The organism is Novosphingobium beihaiense (assembly GCF_022832375.1).
Lineage (GTDB): Bacteria > Pseudomonadota > Alphaproteobacteria > Sphingomonadales > Sphingomonadaceae > Novosphingobium > Novosphingobium beihaiensis.
In genome coordinates this window covers 49,845-71,865 of record NZ_JALHLG010000001.1, presented here as the reverse complement: position 1 = coordinate 71,865, position 22,021 = coordinate 49,845, and the positions used below count along the sequence as shown (strand labels likewise).

Genomic DNA, 22,021 nt, shown 5'->3' with positions numbered 1-22,021 from the left:
GGAACCTCAGGCCCGGCGCAGAATATGCAGCCGGGCCTTGCCGGCATCGCGCGTGGCTTCGGCCTCGAAGCCCCTGATCGATACATTTTCGCCCTTGGCGGTTTCCAGACTGACCCAGGTCGCTTCGCCGATCCAGCCGAGCCGGGCCAGCTTGTCGATCGCCACGGAGCCCGCGCCGGTTTCATAAGGCGGATCGAGCAGAACGAGGTCCAGCGGCTCTTTCGCCGGGCCGAGCGAGAGCGCTGAACTGGCCCGCACGTCGCTGCGCGGCTGCGCGTGCAGCGCGGCGATATTGCGGCGGATCGCCCGGATCGCGGCGGCATCCTGATCGACGAAGAGGCAATGCGCGGCCCCGCGCGAAAGCGCTTCCAGCCCCAGAGCGCCCGATCCGGCGAAGAGATCGGCCACTTTCAGCCCTTCGAACGAACCGAGGCGGCTGTTCAGCATCGAAAACAGCGTTTCACGGGTGCGGTCCGCCGTGGGGCGCGTGGCGTGGCCTTCGGGCGTGGCGAGTTTACGCCCGCGCCATTCGCCCGCAACGATCCTGAGGCCGCCCTTCATGCTTTCGCATCCGGCAAGGTCTTGCGGAATCGTTCGAGCGCCTTCGAATCGACTTCGATGGCGGCGCCCTTGGGCAGGTCGAGCAGCTGGAAGGGGCCATAGGCAGTGCGGATCAGGCGGCTGACTTCCAGCCCGAGATGTTCCAGCACGCGCCGGACCTCGCGGTTCTTGCCTTCGGTCAGGGTCATTTCGATCCAGCGGTTGCGCCCGCTGCTGCGCTCCATGTTGGCGTCGATCTTGCCGTAGCGGATGCCGTCGATCTCGATTCCTTCGATCAGGCCTTCGAGATCGGCTTGCGTCACGGCCCCGAAAGCGCGGGCGCGGTACGTGCGCGGCACGCCGGTTGCGGGCAGTTCGAGCTGGCGCTTGAATTCGCCGTCGTTGGTGAGCAGCAGCAGGCCCTCGGTGTTGAAGTCGAGGCGGCCGACCGGCATGACTCGCCCGGTTCCCGGCGGCAGGGCATTGCGCAGCGCGGCGTAGATCGTCGGCCGCCCGGCGGGATCGCGTTCGGCGGTGATGAGGCCTGAGGGCTTATGGAACACGAACAGCCGCGTAGCCTCGGCTTCCTTCACCGGCTTGCCGTCCACCGTCACGCCCTTGAGGCTGGTCAGAACGGTGGAGGGGGCCTCGATCACCTCCTCGCCCAGCTTGACGCGGCCCTCGGCAATCATCCGCTCCGCCTCGCGGCGGCTGGCGACACCGGCGCGGGCCAGCAGCTTGGCGATCCGCTCGCCTTCGCGAACGGGAAGTGTGGGGTCTTTGGGGGTCGGAGCGGTCTTTGCCGGATTCCGGCCGAAAGGTCTAGCACTGCGCGGCCCGCGAGCAGGGGCGCCGCTGCGCGAACCATTGCGGGAATCGCCGCCGCGCCGTGGGCCGCCCGATTTTTGAGGTGGTCTGGACATTTCCGGCGCCATACCTGTTGATGGCGGCTTCATCCAGCCTTCCCTTGCCGGTGGCATAGGCTACCGTCCCCGGATCGTTGCCCGAACTGCACCCGGGCCCGTCTTTCAAGGGAGTTCGCCCTCAATGTCCGCTACCGCCGCAAGCCGTCCCGGAAAGGGGCGTCATGTTCTGCTTGCCGCGCTTGGCAACCGCAAGACCGGTTTCATGGCCTTGTTCGGGTTCGCCAGCGGACTGCCCTTCGCGCTGTTCCTGGGTTCACTCTATGCCTGGCTGAGCGAAGCCGGTGTCGATCTTGAAACCATGGGCGTGTTCTCGCTGATCGGGCTGGCTTATGCCTTTCAGTTCCTGTGGTCGCCGCTGCTGGACCGGGTCGATATTCCGGTGATGCGGCGGCTGGGGAAGCGCAAGCAGTGGATCGTGCTCGCGCAAGTGCTGCTGGGCGTGATTCTCGTCACTCTCAGCCTGCTCAATCCGCGCGATGAGCTGGGCTGGTTCTCGTTGCTTGCTGCGATTGGTGCCTTTGCATCCGCCACACAGGACATCGTGATCAACGCCTGGCGCATCGACGTTGCGGACGAAGACGCACCGCTCGATATGCTTTCGACAGTCTACCAGATGGGCTACCGGCTCGCCTCGCTTGCAGGGGGGGCGCTGGCGCTGATTCTGGCCGCGCGCATCGGCTGGCCGGAGACGTACCTGACGATGGGCGTCATTCTGCTCGCGATCGGGTTGGCCGGACTGTTCGCGCCCGACGCGGAAGCGAGCGGGCCCACGGCCGAACAGATGGATGCCTTGCAGGCCTTGCGCAGGCGGGGCGAGCTTGCGCCCAAGGTGCGGCTGCGTGCGCTGTTGATCGTCGGTTCGCTGTGGGCGGCGGCGCTTGTCACCGTGATCACGTTCATGGTGCTGTCGATGACGTCGGTTCCCGACGAGCGCCCCAATCCGACCGTGTTTATCGCCACGGCCGGTCCGTTGATCGTTGTGGCCACGATCGTGCTGCCTGCGCTGATCGCGGGCTGGCTTGCGGTACAGCAGCGCCGGGGGCGCTATGTCCTGACCGAGGATGCGCATCGGGAAGATGGAAGCTGGCCGGTTCTCGATCAGCTCTACCACGCTCTTCTCTCGCCGCTGGTGGAATTTGTCGGGCGTATGGGATGGTCGCTTGTGCTGATCCTGGCGCTCGTGCTGACCTACCGCATATGCGACGCGATCTGGGGGACGTTCGCCTATCCCTTCTATCTGGGCTATCTGCACTACACGAACGACGAAGTGGCGATCGCCTCGAAGTTCTTCGGCGTTGGCGCCACGGTGCTGGGCCTTGCGATCGGCGGCGGATTGCTGACAGTTCTGGGCCGCATGCCGACAATGCTGATGGGCGCGGTGCTCGCTGCGGTCACCAACCTCCTCTACGCCGATCTCGCCGTTGGGGGGGCGCATATGGCGGCCTTTTCGAAAATGGTGGGGCTGACAAGTCTGATAGCGAGCCTGGGGGGAGAACCGCGGCTCGCCACACTGATGGCGACGATCGGGCTGGAAAACCTGGCGACGGGCATTGCCGGGGCGGCTTATGTCGCCTGGCTGTCCTCTGTGGTGGCGAAGGGGTACAGCGCGGTGCAATACGCGCTGCTGTCGTCGCTGACGCTGCTGGTAGGCACGCTGGGACGCGGTGCGCTCGGCAAGATGATCGAGCAGCAGGGTTACTATGCCATGTTTATCTTCGTGACCTGGATCGGGTTGATCGCGGTCGTGCTGACGGCGCTGGAATGGTGGCGGGTATCGCGCCGCCGGGCCAAGGACGATTAATCAGGCAATTCCCCGTTCTCGCCCAGAACCACACCGGCGAGATAGAGCGAGCCTGCAATCAGTACGATATCCCCGCTGGCTGGATCCACAGTCAGCCTTTGCAGAGCTTCGGCCACATCGGCGGCCGCTTCGGGGCGCGGAATTGAGGGGCCTTCCTCGAAGGCCGGAAGGTCATGGCAGGCGTGGCCGGACACCGGCACCACCGTCACGCTGGCCAGCCGCTGGCGCAGCGGTTCGAGCAGCGCGGCCGGGGCCTTGTTCGCCAGCATGCCGATGACGAGGTGGATATTCGCGCCAGTCCGGCCGAAGTGGCGCGCCAGGGCTTGTCCCGCATCGGGGTTGTGCCCGCCGTCCAGCCAGCAAGGGGTGTCGGGCGGGAGCAGGGCGGTGAGCGGGCCTTCGTGCAGACGCTGCAGGCGCGCGGGCCAGTGGGCGCGGTGCATGGCCTCAGCCAGTGCCGCATCGGGCACGGCCAAGGCGCTCTGATGGCGCAGCATGGCAATGGCGAGGCCCGCGTTGATGATCTGATGGGCGCCGGGCATCGCCGGTACAGGCAGTGTAAGCGCGCCCTTGGTGTCGCGGTATATGAAATTTTCGGCGCCCGCTTCGACGAACCAGTCACGCCCGTGCTGGATGTGGGGGGCGCCCGCCAGTTTCGCCCGTTTGTCCAGAGCCTGGTCCATGGCGCTCGTGTAGCCGAGGGTCACCAGCGGTACGCCGGGCTTGGCGATCCCGGCCTTCTCGAATGCGATACGGGTGAGCGGATCGTCCGGCACGCCCTTTTCGGCGGCAAGCAGGAAGGCCTCGTGGTCTATGCCCAGCGAGGCGATGCCGCAGACCGCCGGTGCCTCAATCACATTGGTGGCATCGAACCGGCCGCCGAGGCCCACCTCGATCACGCAGGCATCGGCGGGCACGCGTGTGAAAGCCAGAAAGGCGGCGGCGGTGGAGACTTCGAAGAAGCTGGCGGCGATCCCGGCAGCTTCGGCCGCATCGAGCACTTCGGCCAGCAGCTCTGCCAGCATGGCGTCCTCGATCAGCGTTCCGGCCACGCGGATGCGCTCGTTGAAGCGCACGAGGTGGGGGCTGGTGAAGACATGCACGGTCCGGCCCGCCACCTCCAGCGCCGCGCGCAGGAACGCGCAGGTCGAGCCCTTGCCGTTGGTGCCTGCGACATGGAAGACGGGCGGCAAGTGGCGTTGCGGATTGCCGAGCCGGTCCAGCAGCGCCCGGATCGTGTCGAGCCCGATCCGTCCTTGCGGCACGGAGAGCGCCCCCAGCCGGTCAAGCTGGGCCTGCACGCGCGGATTGTCCGAAACCGCGAAGTCGGAAGGCCGCGTCACGGAGCGGTCAGCGGGCCGAATGCACCGCTTCGGCCAGCGCCGAGGTCAGTTCCTTGAGCGGCCCCGCTGCCTTGTCGCCATGCTGCTTGACCAGATCGACCAGCGCCGAACCGACGACGACGCCGTCCGCGACCTTGGCGATCTGGCTGGCCTGTTCGGGGGTGCGCACGCCGAAGCCGACGGCGACGGGAATGTTCGAGGCGGCCTTGAGCCGGGCCACGGCATCCTCAATCGAGGCCTGCGCGGCCTGCTGCATGCCGGTGATACCCGCGACCGAAACGTAATAGAGAAAGCCCGAGGAGCCTTCGAGCACGGCGGGCAGCCGCGCGGCGTCGGTCGTGGGCGTGGCGAGACGGATCAGCGATACGCCTGCACCGCGCAGGGCCGGGCCCAGCGCGGCGTCTTCTTCTGGCGGAATGTCGACGCAGATCACGCCGTCCACCCCTGCCTTGGCGCATTCGGCGGCGAACCACTCGGGGCCGCGGACGGTCATCGGGTTGGCATAGCCCATCAGCACCAGCGGCACGTGCGGGTGCCGCGCACGGAACTCGGCGGCCATGCGGAAGATGTCCGCCGTGCGCGTGCCTTTGTCGAGGCTGCGGATATTGGCTTCTTGAATCGCCGGGCCATCGGCCATGGGATCGGTGAAGGGCATCCCCAACTCGATCACATCGGCGCCGCCTTCGACCAGCGCGTCGAGATTGGCGGCAGTGTCGCCGTCACCGCCGGTGATGAAGCAGACGAGGGCGGGGCCTTTGGCAAAGGCGGTTTCGAAGCGGGTCATTCGTCGAACAGTTCTTTCGAGGCAGCACGGCGGATAGCGGCAATGAGCAAGGACAATCCGGCGAGGAAGAAGATGGACAGGAAATCGAAGCGCCCGGCGAACCAGTCGCCCAAAGGCCAATATGTCCAGCCCTCGGTGCTGAAATTGTGGAACGGCAAATAGCGGGCTAGGTCAGTCACTGGACCGACGACCAGCAGGACAGCAAGGGCTTCCAAGAAGTATACGGGCATGCTGTCCCGCTTGATCACAATTCCACCCCCAGCGCCTCGGCCACAGTGAAGATATCCTTGTCCCCGCGTCCCGAGACGTTGACGACAAGGATCTTGTCCTCGTCCATTTCGGCGGTGAGCTGGGGCAGGGCGGCCAGCGCATGGGCGCTTTCGAGCGCCGGGATGATGCCCTCCAGCGAGCAGCACAGTTTGAAGGCTTCCAGCGCCTGATCGTCGGTGATCGGCACATAGCGCACGCGGCCGCTTTCGTGCAGCCAGGAGTGCTCGGGGCCGAGGCCGGGATAGTCGAGGCCTGCGCTGATCGAATGCGCTTCGGTGATCTGGCCGTCCTCGTCCTGCAGCAGGTAGGTCTTGTTGCCGTGGAGGATGCCGGGCTTGCCGCCGGTCAGCGAAGCGGCGTGCTTGCCGCTTTCGATGCCGAAGCCTGCCGCCTCGATCCCGGTCATCGCGACTTCGGGATCGTCTAGGAAGGGGTGGAACAGGCCGATCGCATTGGACCCGCCGCCGACGGCAGCCACCAGCATATCGGGCAGGCGGCCTTCCTTTTCCATGATCTGTTCGCGGGTTTCCTTGCCGATGATCGACTGGAAATCGCGCACCAGCTCGGGATAGGGGTGCGGGCCAGCCGCCGTGCCGATGATGTAGAAGGTATCGTGGACGTTCGCGACCCAGTGGCGCAGCGCGTCGTTCATCGCGTCTTTCAGCGTCATCGCGCCGCTTGTCACCGGCACTACTTCGGCACCCAGCAGCTTCATGCGGAAGACATTGGGCTTCTGCCGCTCGACATCGGTCGCGCCCATGAAGATCTTGCATTCGAGGCCGAAGCGCGCGGCGACCGTCGCCGTGGCAACGCCGTGCTGGCCCGCGCCGGTCTCGGCGATGATCTTGGTCTTGCCCATGCGCATCGCCAGCAGGATCTGGCCGATGCAGTTGTTGATCTTGTGCGCGCCGGTGTGATTGAGCTCTTCGCGCTTGAAGTAGATCTTCGGGCCTTTTCCGGCGGGAGCGGCCTCGCGGAAGTGCTCCGTCATGCGCGGGGCGTAATAGAGCGGGCTGGGGCGGCCGACGAAATCCTTCATCAGCGCATCGAACTCGGCCCAGAATTCGGGATCGTCCTGTGCCTTGCGGTACTCTTTCTCCAGATCGAGAATGAGCGGCATCAGCGTCTCGGCGACATAGCGCCCGCCGAACTGGCCGAAGTGGCCGGAGGCATCGGGCAGCGAACGCAGCGAATTCACAGGCGGTTGGGCAGTCATGCGCCTGCGCTTGGCAGAGGGGCCGGGGCTTGTCCAGAGGGGCCCTTGCCAGAGCACCGGCACGCCGCTCGATGCAGGGCGCTCAGGCTATCCTGCATGCAGCAGGACCGGCCGCACGGGCGGCTTGACAGCGGGGGCGGAGGCGGCGCCTTTCCGGAGGCTGAACGGTGATCCGGGAATGCGCTGAAACGACAGAAAATATCGTTGAAATTCAAATGTGTTTGAGCTGTCGCAAGCCGTCATCGAACTGCGAATATTTGCCTTGAAATGGCCCTGATTGGTTCACTTGGCGGCAAGCGCGGCGGGCTTAGCCGGATGGTGTCCCGGATAGCCGGGAAGACCATTTGGAGTATCGAATATGCGCATTGCCATCGTCTCGCTTGGCGCGGCCGCTGCGGCCGTGCTTGCTACCCCCGCGCTTGCCAACGAGACCCGTGTGGAGACTCGCGGCGGCGTCATCTGGAATAAGGGCGATACCGAAGCGATCGCGGGCGTTGCCGGCGGTTACGACTTTGACCTGGGCGACAAGGCCTTTGCCGGTGTCGATGTATCAGCCGATAAAGTGCTGGCATCGAACACGCGTGTATCCTGGGGTTTCGGCGGCCGTGTCGGGCTGAAAACCGGTACGGGCGGCAAAATCTATGCTCTCTCGGACTATCAGACCAAGTTCTGCGCGAGCTGCAATGAGTCGGTTGCCGTTGGTGCGGGCTATCAGCAGGATCTGGGCCACAAGCTTTACGGAAAGCTGGAGTACCGCCACTATCTCGTGGACGACCATGTGCCGGATACCGACGCGGTTCTGGCCGGTGTCGGCATGAAGTTCTGACCTCGAATTTCGCGCGTGGAGAAGAGGGCAGGCCTGCCTTTTGATGGCCGCCTTTTCCTGGGCCGCAGCGCGCGCACTGGTGTGGGCCTGGACGATTTCAATTGCATTATATGCAATTCAAGGCGCGGAAATGACAAGGAAATGTGTCTATATGGCAGTTTTCTTACACTTTGGCTTCTGGAGAAAAAAATCGTTCATCTGGCAGCAAGGGCGCGGGGCGCAGCGGGCCTTCCCCGGTGAGGGCCGGGCATAAAATACTGGAGTTATAAGATTATGCGTATTGCACTTGTTTCGCTCGCCGCGGTTGCCGCTGCGGCTGCTGCCACCCCCGCCCTGGCCAACGAAGCCCGCGTCGAAGCGCGCGGCGGCGTGGTCTGGGACGGTAGCGACAGCGATGCAGTTGCGGGCGTCGCAGCCGGTTACGACTACGATCTCGGCGACAAGTTCTTCGTTGGTGTTCAGGGCTCGGCCGACAAGGTGCTGGCCAGCAACACCCGCGTCAGCTGGGGCGTTGGCGGCCGCGCCGGCGTCAAGGTTCAGCCCGGCACCAAGGTCTATGGTGTGGCGAGCTGGCAGTCCAAGTACTGCCGTTACTGCAACAGCGCCGTTGGCGTTGGCGCGGGCGTGCAGCAGGATCTGGGTTCGCGCTACTTCGTGAAGGGCGAATATCAGCACCTGCTCGTCGGCGACAGCACTCCCGATGCTGACATGGGCCTGATCGGCGTTGGCATGAAGTTCTGATCCGGCATCCCACGGCTGGATAAGGAGGGCGGTCCGCTTGGTGCGGGCCGCCTTTTTTCATGCCATGCGCGCGGCGGCGCAGAAGGCGGCGATCTTGTCCACGTCCTTCACGCCCGGAGCGCTTTCCACGCCCGATGAGGTATCAACGAGCGGCGCGCCGGTAAGCGCCAGGGCCTGGCCGACGTTTTCGGCATTCAGGCCGCCAGCCAGCCCCCATTTGATGGGGCCGTCCCAGTGCGCGATCAGGCTCCAGTCGAAGCTCAGGCCCATGCCGCCGGGAAGGGCGTCCGTCGGCGTCTTGGCATCGAACAGCATGAGATCGGCAGCCCCGCCATAAGCATGGGCCCGCGCGACATCGCCGATACTGGCGATGGGCATGGCCTTCCATACTGGCAATCCGAACCGCGCCCGCAGTTGCGCGGCCCGTTCCGGACTTTCCTTGCCGTGGAGCTGCAGCACGTCGAGTCCGGCGGCGGTCACGGCTTCGGCAATGGCGGCATCATTGGCATCGACGAACAGGCCCACGCGCTGGATGCGTCCTTGTGCCCGCGCGCCGAGTTCGGCGGCTTGCGCGGGCGTAACGTTGCGGGGGCTTTTGGCGAAGAACACGAAACCGGCATAGGCGGCGCGCGCACGGACCGCTGCTTCCAGCGCATCGTGCGTGCTGATTCCGCATATCTTGACCGCCGGAGTTGGCATCGGTGCGTTCTCGCCTAGATTGAGGGCCGCATATTTGAATGAGGGACCCGAATGAACCGTCTCGCGCGCTATCTAATGCCGTTTGCCGTTGCTGCAATGCTTGCCGGGTGCAGCATGAAGGAGTCCTTCCAGGACGCATCGGTGGAAGTAGGCCAGTTTCATGCGGCGCTGGATGCCGGGCAATGGCAGAAGCTGTGGTCCAAGGCCGATCCCCAATTGCACAAGGCCACTACGCGAGACCGTTTCGGCAAGCTGCTGGAAGCAGTCCACCGCAAGCTGGGCAAGGTCAAGGAAAGCAAGCAGGTGGGCTGGAACACCAATGCTACCACTGGCGGCACGTTCCTGACCCTGACCATGCAGACCACGTTCGAGAAAGGCACCGGTACCGAGCAGTTCGTCTACCGCAAGGAAGACGAGGGCAAGCTTGCACTGGTGGGATATCATATCCAGTCGCAGGACATGATGCTGAATTGAGGCCTGGGTTCTAGGCGTGGTATAAGCGAGCTTTCCAAGGTCCGCTTAGAGTTTGTTGGATTGCAGGAAGGCAGCGGGAAGTGCGGCCGTGTTTGCCGTTCCCGCTCAGGCTGAGCTTGTCGAAGCCCCGGCGGCATAGTGCAGCGTTTCCAACCTTCGGCAGGCTCAGGATGAGCGAAGTGGGGCAAATAGACAATCCTCCCCTGAAGGGGAGGATCTGAAAGCAGCCGCTAGATGATCAACGCTGGATACACGTTGACCATATGTCGCTGTTCAAGCGTCTCCGGGCGCCAGTTCGAACCGGACGTTGAGATTGACCTTAACGTCCACTTCGCCCGCCGCGACGGGTGAGGGGGCGGCTTCGTCGGTCATCATCCGCTTGGCGGCCGTCAGCATGATCGGCGGGTTGAAGCCGCCCGATTCGGTGACGGAGAGTATCCGCACGACGTGCAGGCCTGCCGCCTCGGCATAGAGGTCCGCCCGGCGGCGGGCTTCCTTGATGGCGTCGATGCGGGCCTCGTCCTGCGCGGCTTCGGGATGGGAAAGCGTGAAGTCCGGCCCGTTGACCTGATTGGCCCCGGCGGAAACCAGCGCATCGATCACTTTGCCATAGTCGTCCAGCTTGCGCTGACGCACGCTGACCTGATTGTCCGCCTGATAGGCGATGATCCGGCGCTCGTCGCTGTCATAGCTGCCATCGGGGCGCCGCGCCGGCTGCGAGTAGACCGGGTTGACGGAAAGATTGCGGGTCTGAATGTCCTTGGCGGCGATCCCGGCGCGTTTGAGGGCCGCGATGACTTTGTTCATTCGCGCCGCGTTTTCAGACAGGGCAGTACTGGCGGTCTGGCCGCGGGTGGTTACGCCGGCCGAGAAGGTGGCCATGTCCGGTTCGCGGGTCGAAGTGCCCTGGGCGTTGATCTGGAGCAGCGTGTGACCCTGTTCCATCAGGACCGAAGCGGCGGTCTGCGCCGATACGGACGGCGCGCCAAGCGCTGTCAGGGGCAGGCTGAGCGCCAGGGCACTGGCAAGGTGGGGCAGTTTCATCGGACATCCTCCTGTTGCATTCCCGGATCAACGGTCTGCACAGGAAGAGGTTTCCCCAGCCTGAACCCGTTCAGAGCGTGGCTTCGATGGCTTTCGCGGCGGCCAGCGGATCTTCGGCGCGGCTGATCGGGCGGCCGATCACCAGCACGCCGGCCCCGGCATCGCGCGCCTGGCGCGGGGTGACGATGCGCTTCTGGTCTCCGTTCCCGCTCTCGGCAGGGCGCAGGCCGGGGACGACGAAGAAGCCGTCCTTCCACTGTTTGTGGACCGCGCCGACTTCATGGCCGGAACAGACAATACCGTCGAGCCCGGCGGAATGAGCCAATTCGGCCAGGCGCAGCGCCTGCTCGTTGGGATCGGCCTTCACGCCGATGGCGGTGAGATCGTCGTCATCGAGGCTGGTCAGCACGGTGACGCCGACGACCTTGGTATTTTCGCCCGCCGCGGCCTTGGCATCTTCCATCATCGCCCGTCCGCCCGCGGCGTGGACCGTTACGATCGCCGGTTCAAGCACGTGGATCGCCTGCATGGCAGCCGCCACGGTGTTCGGGATATCGTGCAGTTTCAGGTCGAGGAAGACAGGCAGGCCCAGCTTGTGCAACTCGTGCACGCCGTGGTGGCCATGGGCGCAGAAGAATTCGAGCCCCAGCTTGATCCCGCCGATATGGCCCGCGACCTTTCGCGCCAGCGCCTCTGCGGCGTCGAGACGGGGCATGTCGAGAGCGAGAAAGACGGGATTATGGTTCATCGGTTCAGACTTCCGCAGAGCTGGGGTTTGAAGGCGTTTCGAGCGGCGTTGCCGGGGACGAGGCTCCGGAGGCGGCCGGCGTTTCGGAGCGTGTGCTGACCGAGGGCATCGAACTGGCCCTCAGCGAGTTTTCGAGGCTGGCGATCCGGCGGCTCATCCGCCAGCGCACCGCGCGCAGATAGAGCCAGGACGGCGCCAGACCGAGCAGGAAGAACAGCAGCGCCACCACTCCGACAGGCCATTCGAAGTGGAGGTAGTTGCCATCGTCGAGCGGCCAGAAGTTCACCGCCACCTTCTTCCAGTTCATGGCGATGAAGGCGACCATGACGGCCGTGATCACGATCCAGGTGACAGTGCGGACGATCTTCATTTTTCCTCCTGCTCCCCTTGCGGAAAGGCGGAATGCTAGGCGCGAATCGGGAGCATGGGAAGAGAGGGCGCGCTCTTCACGCCCCGAACACCCGGGCGAAGATCGTATCGACGTGCTTGAAGTGATAATCGAGGTTGAACTTTTCCTCGATCGTCTCGGCGCTCAGTGCGGCGGTAACGTCGGGATCGGCCTTGAGCAGTTCCATCAGGCTGAGCTGGCCATCCGATTCCCACACCTTCATCGCATTACGCTGGACGAGGCGGTAGCTCTCGTCGCGGGTGAGGCCCGCCTGCGTCAGCGCCAGCAGCACGCGCTGCGAGTGGACGAGGCCGCCCATGCGGTCGAGGTTCTTCTGCATGCGCTCGGGATAGACGAGCAGCTTGTCGATCACGCCGGTAAGGCGCGCCAGTGAGAAATCGAGCGTGATCGTCGCGTCCGGGCCAATGAAACGCTCGACCGAGGAGTGCGAGATATCGCGCTCGTGCCACAGCGCCACGTTTTCCATCGCGGGCATGGCGTAGGAGCGGATCATGCGGGCCTGCCCGGTGAGGTTCTCGGTCAGCACCGGATTGCGCTTGTGCGGCATCGCCGAGGAGCCCTTCTGGCCGGGCGAGAAATATTCCTCGGCCTCCAGCACTTCGGTGCGCTGCAGGTGGCGCACTTCGACGGCAAGGCGCTCGATCGAGCTGGCGATCACGGCGAGCGTGGCGAAGAACATCGCGTGGCGGTCGCGCGGGATGACCTGTGTGGAGACCGGCTCGATATCGAGGCCCATCTTCTCGGCGACATAGACTTCAACCGCCGGATCGACATTGGCGAACGTGCCGACCGCACCCGAAATCGCGCAGGTGGCCACTTCCTCGCGCGCGGCGATCAGGCGCTTCTTCGCGCGGGAGAATTCGGCATAGGCTTCGGCCAGCTTCAGGCCGAACGTTACTGGCTCGGCGTGGATGCCGTGGCTGCGGCCGATGCAGGGGGTGTACTTGTGCTCTTCGGCCCGGCGCTTGATTGCGGCCAGCAGATCGTCGAGATCGGCCAGCAGGATATCGGCGGCGCGCACCAGCTGGACGTTGAGCGTGGTATCGAGCACGTCGGAGCTGGTCATGCCCTGGTGCATGAAGCGCGCTTCGGGGCCCACCTGTTCAGCCACCCAGTCGAGGAAAGCGATCACGTCGTGCTTGAGCACGGCTTCCTTGGCGTCGATCGCGGCGACATCGACTTTCGGGTCCGTCGCCCACCAGTCCCACAGCGCCTTGCCCGCGCTGGCGGGTACCGTGCCCATTTCACCCATCTTGACGGCGGCATGCGCCTCGATCTCGAACCAGATGCGGTAGCGGGCTTCCGGTTCCCAGATCGCGGTCATGGCGGGACGGGCATAGCGGGGGACCATTGCAAACTCCTTGGTGTGACGCGGGCAGCCGCTAAGGTGCAGCCGCACGAATGGCAAGGCTTAGCGCGCGATTGGCCGCTTTCCGGTGCGGAAAATCCGCACCGGCGGGTAGAGCCAAGCCCGTAATTCCGCAGCAGGAGACCGCTTTCATGAATACGATCCGCCATAGTGCTGCCCTGCTGGCGGCGGCGTTGATTGCCCCGGTGGCCGCGAACGCGGATGATGGGCCAGCACCGGCACCGCAGGGAAAATCTGCCGTCTTGCCGCTGGGCACCGATCTGGAGCATTTCGCTTATCCCTGGCCGGTCAGGTTCCTGCCGGTTGTGGTGGGAGACGAGGATGCGCGCATGGCCTACATGGACGTGCGGCCTGAGCGGCCCAATGGCAAGACGGCCGTTCTCCTGCACGGAAAGAACTTCTGCGGTGCGACCTGGGAGGCGTCCGCCCGGGCGCTGCTCGATGCGGGCTATCGCGTGGTGATTCCCGATCAGCTTGGTTTCTGCAAGTCATCCAAGCCGCGGGACGCGCAATATTCGTTCGCGATGATGGCGGAGGCTACGCACCGGCTGATCGCGTCGCTGGGGATCGGGAAGCCGGTTATTATCGCGCATTCGACCGGAGGCATGCTCGCCTTGCGGTTTGCGCTGATGTATCCGCAGGTGCCCGCCAGACTGGTGCTGATCAACCCGCTGGGCCTCGTGGACCGGATGGAGCAGGGCGTGCCCTATCGCCCGCTGGCAGTCCTGCTGGAGCGGGAGAAGGCCAAGGATCGTGCCGCTATCAAGGCCTATCAGTTGAATACCTACTATCACGGCCAGTGGCGGCCCGCATACGATCGCTGGGTGGATATGCTGGCAGGCCAGTACGCGACGGATGACGGCGATGCCGTTGAGCTGGCGCAGGCGAAGACCGCGGAAATGATCCTGACCCAGCCGGTTTCGCACGAATTCGGGCGGCTGGCCGTGCCGGTGACGCTCATGATCGGCATGAAGGACACCACGACGTTCGGCAAAGGACAGGCGCCCGATGCGGTCAAGGCGCGGCTGCGCCCGATCCCCGAAGTGGCAGCGGCTGCCGCTGCCGCCATGCCCGCATCGCGAATCGTGCGCTTTGCCGGCTACGGGCATTCGCCGCAGGTCGAGGCCCCGGCGGCGTTCAACCGGGCTCTGTTGGCGGAACTGGCGCGTTCGGCCCCCTGATCAGGGAGGACTCTGGGGCTGTTTGGAAAATGCCCATTCGGGCATTTTCCGTGGGGGAGCGGGCCGGTGCCGCGAAAGTCGCTTCCAGCGAATTTCCAAACGGACTCTCAGAACGGCCAGATCAGGGGGATCATGATCAGCGTGGTGATCGATACGATCAGCGTCAGCGGAAAGCCGAAGCGGTAGAAGTCGGTGAACTTGTAGCCGCCGGCACCATAGACCAGGGTGTTGGTCTGATAGCCTATCGGCGTGAGGAAGCTGGCCGAGGCGGCGAACATCACTGCGACCACGAACGGGCGCGGATCGGTGTGAAGGGCCTGGGCGAGACTGACGGCGATGGGAGTGACGACGACGGCAACGGCATTGTTCGTCACCAGTTCGGTCAGCACCAGGCTGAGCACATAGATCACCACCAGTGCCGCGAAAGGCCCCATGGTGCCGAGCCAGGGTTCGGCCAGACCTACGATGGCCTCGACCATGCCGGTCTTTTCCAGCGCCGTGCCGATCGAAAGCATGGCCACGATCAGGGCGATGATGCGCCAGTCCACCGATTTGAAGGCTTCGTCCGGCTCCACGCAGCGCATGCCGAGCACGACGGCGACGCCGAGCACGGCCAGCCCCGCCAGCGGCATCACGTTGAACGCCGCGGCGATGACGATGCCGATCATCGTGCCCACCGCGATCCAGGCCTTGTTGCGGCGGAACCCACGCGCGGTCGGCTCGGCGATGTTGACCAGTTGCTGGTCCTCGACAAGGCGGCGCAGGTCTTCGGGCGCGCCTTCCATCAGGATCGTGTCGCCCACCTCCAGAGGAACGGTTTCGTAGCGTTCCTCAAGATTGGTGCCCTTGCGGTGCAGCGCGATGGGATAGACGCCGTAGCGGCGGCGCAGGCGCAAATCCGCCAGGGTATGGCCGATCAGCTCCGCGCCCGGCGCCAGCAGTGTCTCGGCCATGACCGAATTGCGCGTGGACAGCTGGACGAGGTGCGGATCGGTGGTGGAGGCGGCGGTCAGCGCGTGCTGGCCGTGCTCCTTGATCGTCATGACATCGCTGGCCGAAGTGCGCATCACCAGAATGTCGCCTTCTTCCAGCGTGAACCGGTCGAAACCGCGCCGCAGCGATTCGTCGCCGCGCAGCACGTCGACAAGGCGGCGTTCCGGGCGCGCGAAGAGGTCTATGTCCGCAGGCTTCTGGCCGATGTAGGGGGAGCCAGCCTCAATGAAGACCGAGACGACAAAGCGCTTGTTGTCGCTGGAGGAGGACACGGCGGCGACCGTGTGGCGTTCTGGCAGAAGCCGGTGGGACAAGGTTAGCCAGATCACGCCGATCGTGGCCACGATCAGGCCAACGGGCGCGATTTCGAAGATCGAGAAGGGAGCAAGCCCCGCCTTGCGCGCTACGCCATCGACCAGAATGTTGGTCGAGGTGCCCAGCAGCGTCACCGTGCCGCCCAGAACGGCGGCAAAGGAAACCGGCATCAGGATCTTGGACGGGGCAATGCCCAGTTCCCTGGCCAGCGTCATGCCCACCGGGATCATCATCATCACCAGCGGCGTATTATTGGTGAAGGCGGACAGAGTGGCGATCACGGCGAGGAAGGCGGCGATCGAAACCATCGGCCGGGTCTTGCCGATGCCGGTGATGCGCGTGGCCAGGAAATCGAGCGCCCCTGTGCGCACCATGGCCGAGGAGATGATGAACATACACACGATGGTGAGCGGGGCCGGGTTGCCCATGGCGGCCTGCACGTCGCTGGTGGAGATCACGCCCAGCACCAGCAGCACGCTGACGAGCACCAGCGCGGCCACTTCAGGCGCGGCCAGTTCGAAGGCGAAGGCCAGAAAGAGCAGGATCAGGAGGACGCCCATCACGGCGGGCGAACTCACGTCGAAGCCCAGGATCATCGTCGTTGCTGCCTTTCCCCCACGTTGGCCAAATAGGCTGTGTCAGGCGTTAGCGGGAATTGCAAACTATGCAAGTTTAATTGTCTATAGAAAAGATTGAGAATGGAGAAGGTGAAGTTAAAACCCTGTCATATCAGTTTCCTGCCCTGCCTGGCTGACAGGCCACGTGAAGTACTCTTTGCGTACGCCGGTAACATGGCCCTCCGGCGAGAAGCTGCGTTCCACGATTGTACCATGTCCATCGCGCGATATCGCCACTACCGTGCTGCAGCGGGTTCCGTAGATCTCGTTACGAATGAAGACGGGGGCGAAGCGCGGTTCCGGTCCATGATGCGGGCGGGCGCTATCGACTGCGGGCGTTTCGTCGCGAAGGGCTGGCAGCAGGGCTGAAACGTCCGTTTCACCGCGTGCCAGCCACTGTTCCACGGCGCGCTCCACTTGCACGGTTTTCGGCCAGGGGACATCGAAACCGCCGTTCGAAAGACCATGTATTCCCGGTGTCAGGCGCCTTCGTTCCAGTTGCGGGTGGTTGGTGAGGAACCATGCGCTTCCTGCTTCCACCAGCACCAGATTGAACGGATTCATCGCTGCCATGCTATCCGGCTGCGTGCCAGTGAGCAGATCGGTAACCAGCCGCCCGCGCGAAGGGCGGCCGGGCTGCGGGCCTTCGGGCACGCGGTAATTGGTAACGAGCGCGAACCGCCCGGCGTCGGTGAGGCCGAGCCAGGTACCGCCGCCGGTCAGGTCGGTTCCGGCGAGGATGCCTGTTCCATCGGTCCAGCGGGAGAGGGGGGCCGCGGGGCGCGCATGAAATTCGTCCCGGTTGCCCGCACAGACGAGCAGCCAGCTGGGATGTGCATCCCAGGCAAGAGCGGCAACGCACATCAGATCAGCCCTTTCATCCGCAGGCTGACATGCCCTTCGCGCCCTATGATCACATGGTCGTGCACCGTGATGCCCAGCAGCCGCCCGGCTTCGGCGATACGGTTGGTGATGTCGATGTCCGCCCGGCTGGGCTGGGGGGAGCCGGATGGGTGGTTGTGGACGAGAATCAGTGCCGTGGCGCCGATATCCAGCGCGCGGCGGATCACTTCGCGCGGATGGATGGCGGCTTCGTCGATAGAGCCTTCACCGACAAGATCGTCCAGCACCAGCATGTTGCGCGCGTTGAGATAGAGCACGCGCACACGCTCGACCGTCAGGTGGGCCATGTCGATGGTCAGGTAGTCGATCAGCGCCTGCCAGGAGCCGATCACCGGCGCTTTGCGCACTTTCTCGCGCGCCATGCGTGTGGCGGCAACGCGCACGAGCTGCAGAGCCGCCGCAGTCGCCTCGCCCATACCGGGATGGGCTTCCAGCGTGCGCGGATCGGCCTGGAGCACGCCTGCCAGCGAGCCGAAGCGCTGCAGCAGGCTGCGTGCCAGCGGCTTCATGTCGCGCCGGGCAACCGCCTGCGCTAGCAGGAGTTCTATCACTTCGTGATCGGCCAGCGCTTCCAGCCCGCCTTCGAGCAGCCGCTTGCGCAGCCGCTTGCGATGGCCGCTGGGATCGTTGGCGGAATCGCCAGGGGGTGCCACCGATGTGGAGCGTTGCGCAGGTGCGGCGCGTTCATCGAAGAGTGGGGCGTCGTCTGGCATAGGCTGCACAAACAATTGCCTTTCCCGCGCGGCCAGCGCAAGTGATGGAGCGGATGGCGCAAGAGCAGGACCAGTTTTCCGGGCCCGGTTTGGAGGCCGATGAAGCGAGTGCGCCGCCCGTGCGCCGCGCTCGCTGGCGCTTTTTGCTGCTTGCGGCTCTGGCCGTATTGCTGGCCGTGCTCGGGCTGGCGTGGGCGCTGCGCAAGGATATTGCCGACGACTTGATTGCTGGCCAGCTCGATTCGATGGGGCTGCCCGCGCGCTACGAAGTGGTGTCGATTGGGCCGTCGGAACAGGTTATCCGTAATCTGGTGATCGGCGACCCGCAAAAACCCGATCTGACAGTGAAGGAATTGCGCGTTGCGACGCAGCTTTACTGGGGGCTGCCGGGGATAGGGCGGATCACCGTGGTGCAGCCGCGGCTCTATGGCACTGTGCGTGGCGGTAAGATCAGCTTCGGCACGCTCGACAAAGTGCTGTTCTCAGGGGAAGGCGGACCTTTCGAGATGCCCGATCTCGATGTCGCGATTAAGGATGGCCGGGCCCTGATTGAAAGCGATTACGGCCGTATTGGCGCCAAGCTGGAAGGCGCGGGCCCGCTGCGCGGCGGATTCTCCGGTGAACTGGCCGCTGTCGTGCCGGAACTGGCGTTCGAGGGCTGCACCGCGGACCATGCCAGTCTCTACGGCAAGGTTACAACGGCATCGCGCAAGCCACGGTTCGAAGGGCCGGTGCGGTTGAAGAACCTCGCCTGTCCGGACAAGGCCATGCAACTGGCCGAGGCCGGGATGAAGCTTGATGTGACGCTCAACGAGCGGTTCGATGGCGGGGAGGGCAAGCTGGGCTTGCGCGCGGAGCGCGGCCGCTATGCAAACAACCGCATCGAAAGCGCTTCTGGAACGGCGCATGTCACGTACCGGGATGGCTCACTTAATGCCCGCTACGATCTTACCGCGCGCGGTCTTGCGACGCCGCAGGCGCGTTTTGCGAGTCTTTCGTTCGATGGGCGCGCCCGGTCGGCCGATGGACTGGCGCGTTTCGACATCGATGGCGATTTGCGCGGCAAGGATATGGCACTCGGTCCTGCGCTGGATCGTTCGCTGGCGGGGGTTCAGCAGACTGGCGAGGGCACGCTGGTGGCGCCACTGGCAGCGAAGATGCGGACGGCGCTGCAACAGGAGACGCGCGGCAGCTCGCTTGCTGCCAGTCTGATCTTCCGCCGTACGGGCGAAGGATACAGCCTTGTCGTCCCCCGGGGAGCGATGCGGGGCGGCAGCGGGGCGTCCTTGCTCACGCTCTCGCGGGTTCAGGCGATGTTCGCGCCGCAGGGGCCGCCCCGTGTCACTGGCAATTTCGCCACGGGCGGGCGCGGGCTGCCGAAAATCTCGGGCCGTATGGAAAGCGGCACGGACGGGCGGCTGGCCATGCATGTGACGATGCCCCAATACCGTGCAGGCAAGGACAGCGTATCCTTGCCCCGTCTGTCTTTGGTGCAAGACGCGCGCGGTGCGCTGCGGTTTACCGGGCAGGCCGAGCTTTCAGGCGGCTTGCCCGGTGGACGGGCCGCCGGCCTGATCGTTCCGGTCGAGGGCCAGTGGGCGGCCAATGGCGATCTCGCGATCTGGCCGCGCTGCACACAAGTCGCTTTCCGTGCACTGCAATTCTCCAGCCTTACGCTCGATCGTCACAGCCTTTCGGTATGCCCGGCGGCAGACGGGGCAATCGTTCGCAGCCGGGGAGGTGCTCTGCGGATCGCGGCGGGCGTGAGCGCACTCGATTTGTCCGGGCGCCTGGGGGAAACGCCGGTTGCCATTGCCAGCGGGCCGCTTGGTTTCGGGATGACGGGAACGGCACCGGGCACGATCAAGGCCAGCGCGCTCACAGTCGATCTCGGCCCGCCTGACAGCGCCTCACACTTCCGCGTCAGCGATCTGGAAGCGCGCATAGGAGACGATGTCGGCGGGACGTTCAGCGAAGCCGATGTCCGTCTGGCTGCCGTGCCGCTCAATATGCTCAAGACGGCAGGCAACTGGCACTATACCGGAGGCGTGCTCTCGATCGACGGAGCGGCGTTCACGCTCACCGACCGCGAGCCGGTAGCCCGGTTCAAGCCGATGATCGCCCGCGACGCGACGCTGCGGCTGGTGGACAACGTGATCACCGCCCATGCGGTCATCCGGGAGCCGCAAAGCGATCGCGAAGTCGTGCAGGCAGACATTGTCCACGATCTTGCTACCACCACGGGCCACGCCGACCTGACCGTCGATGACTTGCGCTTCGACGACAAGCTGCAGGCGGGGGACTTGTCGGACCTGGCCGTTGGCGTGGTTTCCAACCTGGAAGGCTCGGCCGATGGCACAGGGCGTATCGACTGGAACGAACAGGGCGTCACCAGTCATGGCCGCATTGCCACCAAGGGTGTGGATTTCGCAGCGCCATTCGGTCCGGTGAAGGGGCTTTCGGGGCAAGTCGTGCTGACCGACCTGCTGGGCTTCGTCACGGCTCCGGACCAAACGCTGCATATCGCCTCGATCAATCCCGGCATCGAAGTAACCGATGGCACGCTCTCGTTCGAGATGAAGCCAGGCTATGTGCTGCAGGTCAACGGCGCAAAGTGGCCGTTCATGAACGGCACGCTGACGCTTGAGCCTGCGCGCATGACGATCGGAGTGGCCGAAACGCGGCACTATACGCTTAAGGTGCAAGGGCTCGATGCTGCGACGTTCGTGCGCCATCTGGATATGTCCAACCTCAATGCTTCGGGTGTGTTCGATGGGCAATTGCCGTTGATTTTCGACGAGAACGGAGGGCGGATCGAGAACGGCTATCTCGTATCGCGCCCGCCCGGCGGCAATGTGGCCTATGTCGGAGAGCTGACTTACAAGGACTTGTCGACAATGGGCAATTTTGCGTTCGACATGCTCAAGTCGGTGGATTTCAAGCGCATGGAAATTTCGCTCGGCGGCACGCTGGCAGGTGAAATCATCACGCGCGTCAGCTTCAACGGCATCAGCCAGGGGCTTGGCGCCAAGAAGAATTTCCTGACGAAGCAGATCGCCAAGCTGCCGATCCGTTTCGTGCTCAATATCAAGGCGCCGTTCTTCAGCCTCTTCGCGCCGCTTCGCTCGCTCTACGATCCCAACTATGTGGTGGATCCGCGCACACTTGGCCTGATCGGAACCGGAGGGAGCCTCAAGGCCGGGCCGCAGCCAGATGTGTCCGTTTCCGCCATTCAGCCTTCAGTCAGTGAGAAAACTCCATGATGCCACGCGAATTGACCGGAGGCGTTCCGGCTGCAAGAAACCCGGCCATGACAGCGCGGGACGAGATGATATTGCAGCGGGAAGGGCAAAGGTCCGGCAGGCGCGCCGTTCGCGCTGGCGGGATGTTGATGGCTGCAGGCATGGCCGGCATTCTCGGGGGCTGTGTGAATGTCTCGGCACCCGACAAGCCGATCGTGATCGAACTGAACATCAATATCCGTCAGGAAGTTGTATATCGCCTGGACGCTCAAGCGGCCAAGACGATCGAAGAGAACAAGGACATTTTCTGATGACCAGGTTGTCTATCAAGAGTTTCAGGAAGGCCGGAGCGGCCACGAAAATGGCCGTCGCCGCTGCACTGCTCGCCACTGGGGCCGTGGCGGTCCATGCGCAGGGGCGCAGCCCGGAATATGCCGCTGCACGCTCCGCCGGGCAGGTGGGCGAGCAGCAGGACGGCTATCTGGGTGTTGTCGGCAGTCAGCCGCAGGCCATCGTGGCAATGGTGCGCGATATCAACAACAAGCGGCGTGCGGTCTACACCGAAGGCGCTTCCGCCTCGAAGAGCACGGTGCAGGAATATGCCACGGCGACGGCCTGCCGCCTGCTTGCGGAAACCAAGCCCGGCGAAAAGTACCGGGCACCGGACGGATCCTGGCAGACGCGCGGTGCAGGGCTGCCGCCGCGCCCGGCTGGCTGCAAGTAAAGACAGCCGGGTAAAGACAGGCAGGCGCAAGTATCCGTTGATTCGGGAAAAACAGGGCCGGAGGGCAAGCTGCCTTCCGGCCCTTTATTGTGCCGTATCGCCAACGCGGTATTGGTAGGATTTAGCCGTGATGTTAAAGCCGT

At 64.4% G+C, this 22,021-nt stretch carries 22 protein-coding genes; 8 read left to right on the top strand and 14 right to left on the bottom strand.

What is annotated here, in order from left to right; genetic code table 11:
- Positions 1–6: 6 nt before the first annotated feature.
- Positions 7–561 (bottom strand): 16S rRNA (guanine(966)-N(2))-methyltransferase RsmD, encoded by a 555-nt coding sequence (rsmD, locus tag MTR66_RS00410; RefSeq protein ID WP_243916952.1) that lies wholly within the window; start codon positions 559–561, stop codon positions 7–9.
- Positions 558–1,463: a pseudouridine synthase gene (locus MTR66_RS00405; protein WP_243916950.1), complete on the bottom strand. Its 906-nt coding sequence runs from the start codon at positions 1,461–1,463 to the stop codon at positions 558–560. Before MTR66_RS00405 ends, rsmD begins: the two co-directional genes overlap by 4 nt.
- Positions 1,464–1,587: 124 nt before the next feature.
- On the opposite strand from MTR66_RS00405, the gene MTR66_RS00400 reads away from it, so the two are divergent.
- Positions 1,588–3,267, top strand: a complete 1,680-nt coding sequence (locus tag MTR66_RS00400; protein WP_243916948.1) for an AmpG family muropeptide MFS transporter — start codon at positions 1,588–1,590, stop codon at positions 3,265–3,267.
- Here the strand turns inward: MTR66_RS00400 and MTR66_RS00395 are convergent.
- Genes MTR66_RS00395 through trpB form a run of 4 tightly spaced genes read right to left on the bottom strand, consistent with a single transcriptional unit; the run spans position 3,264 to position 6,880 of the window.
- Positions 3,264–4,610 carry a bifunctional folylpolyglutamate synthase/dihydrofolate synthase gene (locus MTR66_RS00395; protein WP_243916946.1) on the bottom strand — a complete coding sequence of 449 codons (1,347 nt, stop codon included), beginning with the start codon at positions 4,608–4,610 and terminating at the stop codon, positions 3,264–3,266. The two genes, MTR66_RS00400 and MTR66_RS00395, sit on opposite strands and share 4 nt — an antisense overlap.
- Positions 4,611–4,617: 7 nt before the next feature.
- On the bottom strand, positions 4,618–5,394 hold the full coding sequence (gene trpA / locus MTR66_RS00390; RefSeq protein ID WP_243916945.1) for a tryptophan synthase subunit alpha: 777 nt from the start codon (positions 5,392–5,394) through the stop codon (positions 4,618–4,620).
- Positions 5,391–5,624 (bottom strand): hypothetical protein, encoded by a 234-nt coding sequence (locus MTR66_RS00385; protein ID WP_243916944.1) that lies wholly within the window; start codon positions 5,622–5,624, stop codon positions 5,391–5,393. The genes trpA and MTR66_RS00385 overlap by 4 nt, the downstream gene beginning before the upstream one ends.
- A gap of 14 nt (positions 5,625–5,638) precedes the next feature.
- Positions 5,639–6,880 carry a tryptophan synthase subunit beta gene (gene trpB, locus MTR66_RS00380; protein ID WP_243916943.1) on the bottom strand — a complete coding sequence of 414 codons (1,242 nt, stop codon included), beginning with the start codon at positions 6,878–6,880 and terminating at the stop codon, positions 5,639–5,641.
- A 358-nt stretch (positions 6,881–7,238) separates the two neighbouring features.
- Here trpB and MTR66_RS00375 point away from each other — a divergent pair, with 358 nt between their 5' ends.
- Both MTR66_RS00375 and MTR66_RS00370 read left to right on the top strand, forming a co-directional pair.
- Positions 7,239–7,706 carry a hypothetical protein gene (locus tag MTR66_RS00375; RefSeq protein ID WP_243916942.1) on the top strand — a complete coding sequence of 156 codons (468 nt, stop codon included), beginning with the start codon at positions 7,239–7,241 and terminating at the stop codon, positions 7,704–7,706.
- A 273-nt stretch (positions 7,707–7,979) separates the two neighbouring features.
- Complete coding sequence (locus tag MTR66_RS00370) at positions 7,980–8,447, top strand: outer membrane protein (protein ID WP_243916941.1); 468 nt, start codon at positions 7,980–7,982, stop codon at positions 8,445–8,447.
- Positions 8,448–8,504: 57 nt separating this feature from the next.
- Here MTR66_RS00370 and MTR66_RS00365 read toward each other — a convergent pair whose 3' ends face one another.
- Entirely contained in the window at positions 8,505–9,146 is a 642-nt protein-coding gene (locus MTR66_RS00365; RefSeq protein WP_243916939.1) for a phosphoribosylanthranilate isomerase, read from the bottom strand.
- Between the two features lie 114 nt (positions 9,147–9,260).
- Here MTR66_RS00365 and MTR66_RS00360 point away from each other — a divergent pair, with 114 nt between their 5' ends.
- Positions 9,261–9,620, top strand: coding sequence for a DUF4019 domain-containing protein (locus tag MTR66_RS00360; RefSeq protein WP_243916937.1), 360 nt, complete (start codon positions 9,261–9,263; stop codon positions 9,618–9,620).
- A 273-nt stretch (positions 9,621–9,893) separates the two neighbouring features.
- Here MTR66_RS00360 and MTR66_RS00355 read toward each other — a convergent pair whose 3' ends face one another.
- The 4 genes from MTR66_RS00355 to purB all read right to left on the bottom strand — a co-directional run bounded on the left by MTR66_RS00355 (position 9,894) and on the right by purB (position 13,172).
- Complete coding sequence (locus MTR66_RS00355) at positions 9,894–10,664, bottom strand: SIMPL domain-containing protein (protein ID WP_243916934.1); 771 nt, start codon at positions 10,662–10,664, stop codon at positions 9,894–9,896.
- Positions 10,665–10,734: 70 nt separating this feature from the next.
- The gene (gene pyrF, locus MTR66_RS00350) at positions 10,735–11,412 is read right to left on the bottom strand and encodes an orotidine-5'-phosphate decarboxylase (protein WP_243916932.1); all 678 of its coding nucleotides are present in this window, start codon (positions 11,410–11,412) and stop codon (positions 10,735–10,737) included.
- Positions 11,413–11,416: 4 nt separating this feature from the next.
- On the bottom strand, positions 11,417–11,782 hold the full coding sequence (locus MTR66_RS00345; RefSeq protein WP_243916931.1) for a lipopolysaccharide assembly protein LapA domain-containing protein: 366 nt from the start codon (positions 11,780–11,782) through the stop codon (positions 11,417–11,419).
- A gap of 76 nt (positions 11,783–11,858) precedes the next feature.
- Positions 11,859–13,172 (bottom strand): adenylosuccinate lyase, encoded by a 1,314-nt coding sequence (purB, locus tag MTR66_RS00340; protein ID WP_243916930.1) that lies wholly within the window; start codon positions 13,170–13,172, stop codon positions 11,859–11,861.
- Positions 13,173–13,321: 149 nt separating this feature from the next.
- On the opposite strand from purB, the gene MTR66_RS00335 reads away from it, so the two are divergent.
- Complete coding sequence (locus MTR66_RS00335) at positions 13,322–14,371, top strand: alpha/beta fold hydrolase (protein ID WP_243916929.1); 1,050 nt, start codon at positions 13,322–13,324, stop codon at positions 14,369–14,371.
- Positions 14,372–14,478: 107 nt separating this feature from the next.
- On the opposite strand, the gene MTR66_RS00330 is transcribed toward MTR66_RS00335, so the two are convergent.
- From MTR66_RS00330 to radC, 3 genes are all read right to left on the bottom strand, one after another.
- A complete protein-coding gene (locus MTR66_RS00330; protein ID WP_243916928.1) occupies positions 14,479–16,275 on the bottom strand; it encodes an SLC13 family permease in 1,797 nt (598 codons plus the stop codon).
- Between the two features lie 117 nt (positions 16,276–16,392).
- Positions 16,393–17,160 (bottom strand): NRDE family protein, encoded by a 768-nt coding sequence (locus MTR66_RS00325; protein ID WP_243916926.1) that lies wholly within the window; start codon positions 17,158–17,160, stop codon positions 16,393–16,395.
- A complete protein-coding gene (gene radC, locus MTR66_RS00320; RefSeq protein ID WP_243916924.1) occupies positions 17,160–17,912 on the bottom strand; it encodes a RadC family protein in 753 nt (250 codons plus the stop codon). The genes MTR66_RS00325 and radC overlap by 1 nt, the downstream gene beginning before the upstream one ends.
- Positions 17,913–17,965: 53 nt before the next feature.
- On the opposite strand from radC, the gene MTR66_RS00315 reads away from it, so the two are divergent.
- Genes MTR66_RS00315 through MTR66_RS00305 form a run of 3 tightly spaced genes read left to right on the top strand, consistent with a single transcriptional unit; the run spans position 17,966 to position 21,878 of the window.
- Positions 17,966–21,175 (top strand): intermembrane phospholipid transport YdbH family protein, encoded by a 3,210-nt coding sequence (locus MTR66_RS00315; RefSeq protein WP_243916922.1) that lies wholly within the window; start codon positions 17,966–17,968, stop codon positions 21,173–21,175.
- Entirely contained in the window at positions 21,172–21,465 is a 294-nt protein-coding gene (locus MTR66_RS00310) for a YnbE family lipoprotein (RefSeq protein WP_243916919.1), read from the top strand. Before MTR66_RS00315 ends, MTR66_RS00310 begins: the two co-directional genes overlap by 4 nt.
- Positions 21,465–21,878: a YdbL family probable chaperone protein gene (locus MTR66_RS00305; protein ID WP_243916911.1), complete on the top strand. Its 414-nt coding sequence runs from the start codon at positions 21,465–21,467 to the stop codon at positions 21,876–21,878. Before MTR66_RS00310 ends, MTR66_RS00305 begins: the two co-directional genes overlap by 1 nt.
- Positions 21,879–22,021 lie beyond the last annotated feature (143 nt).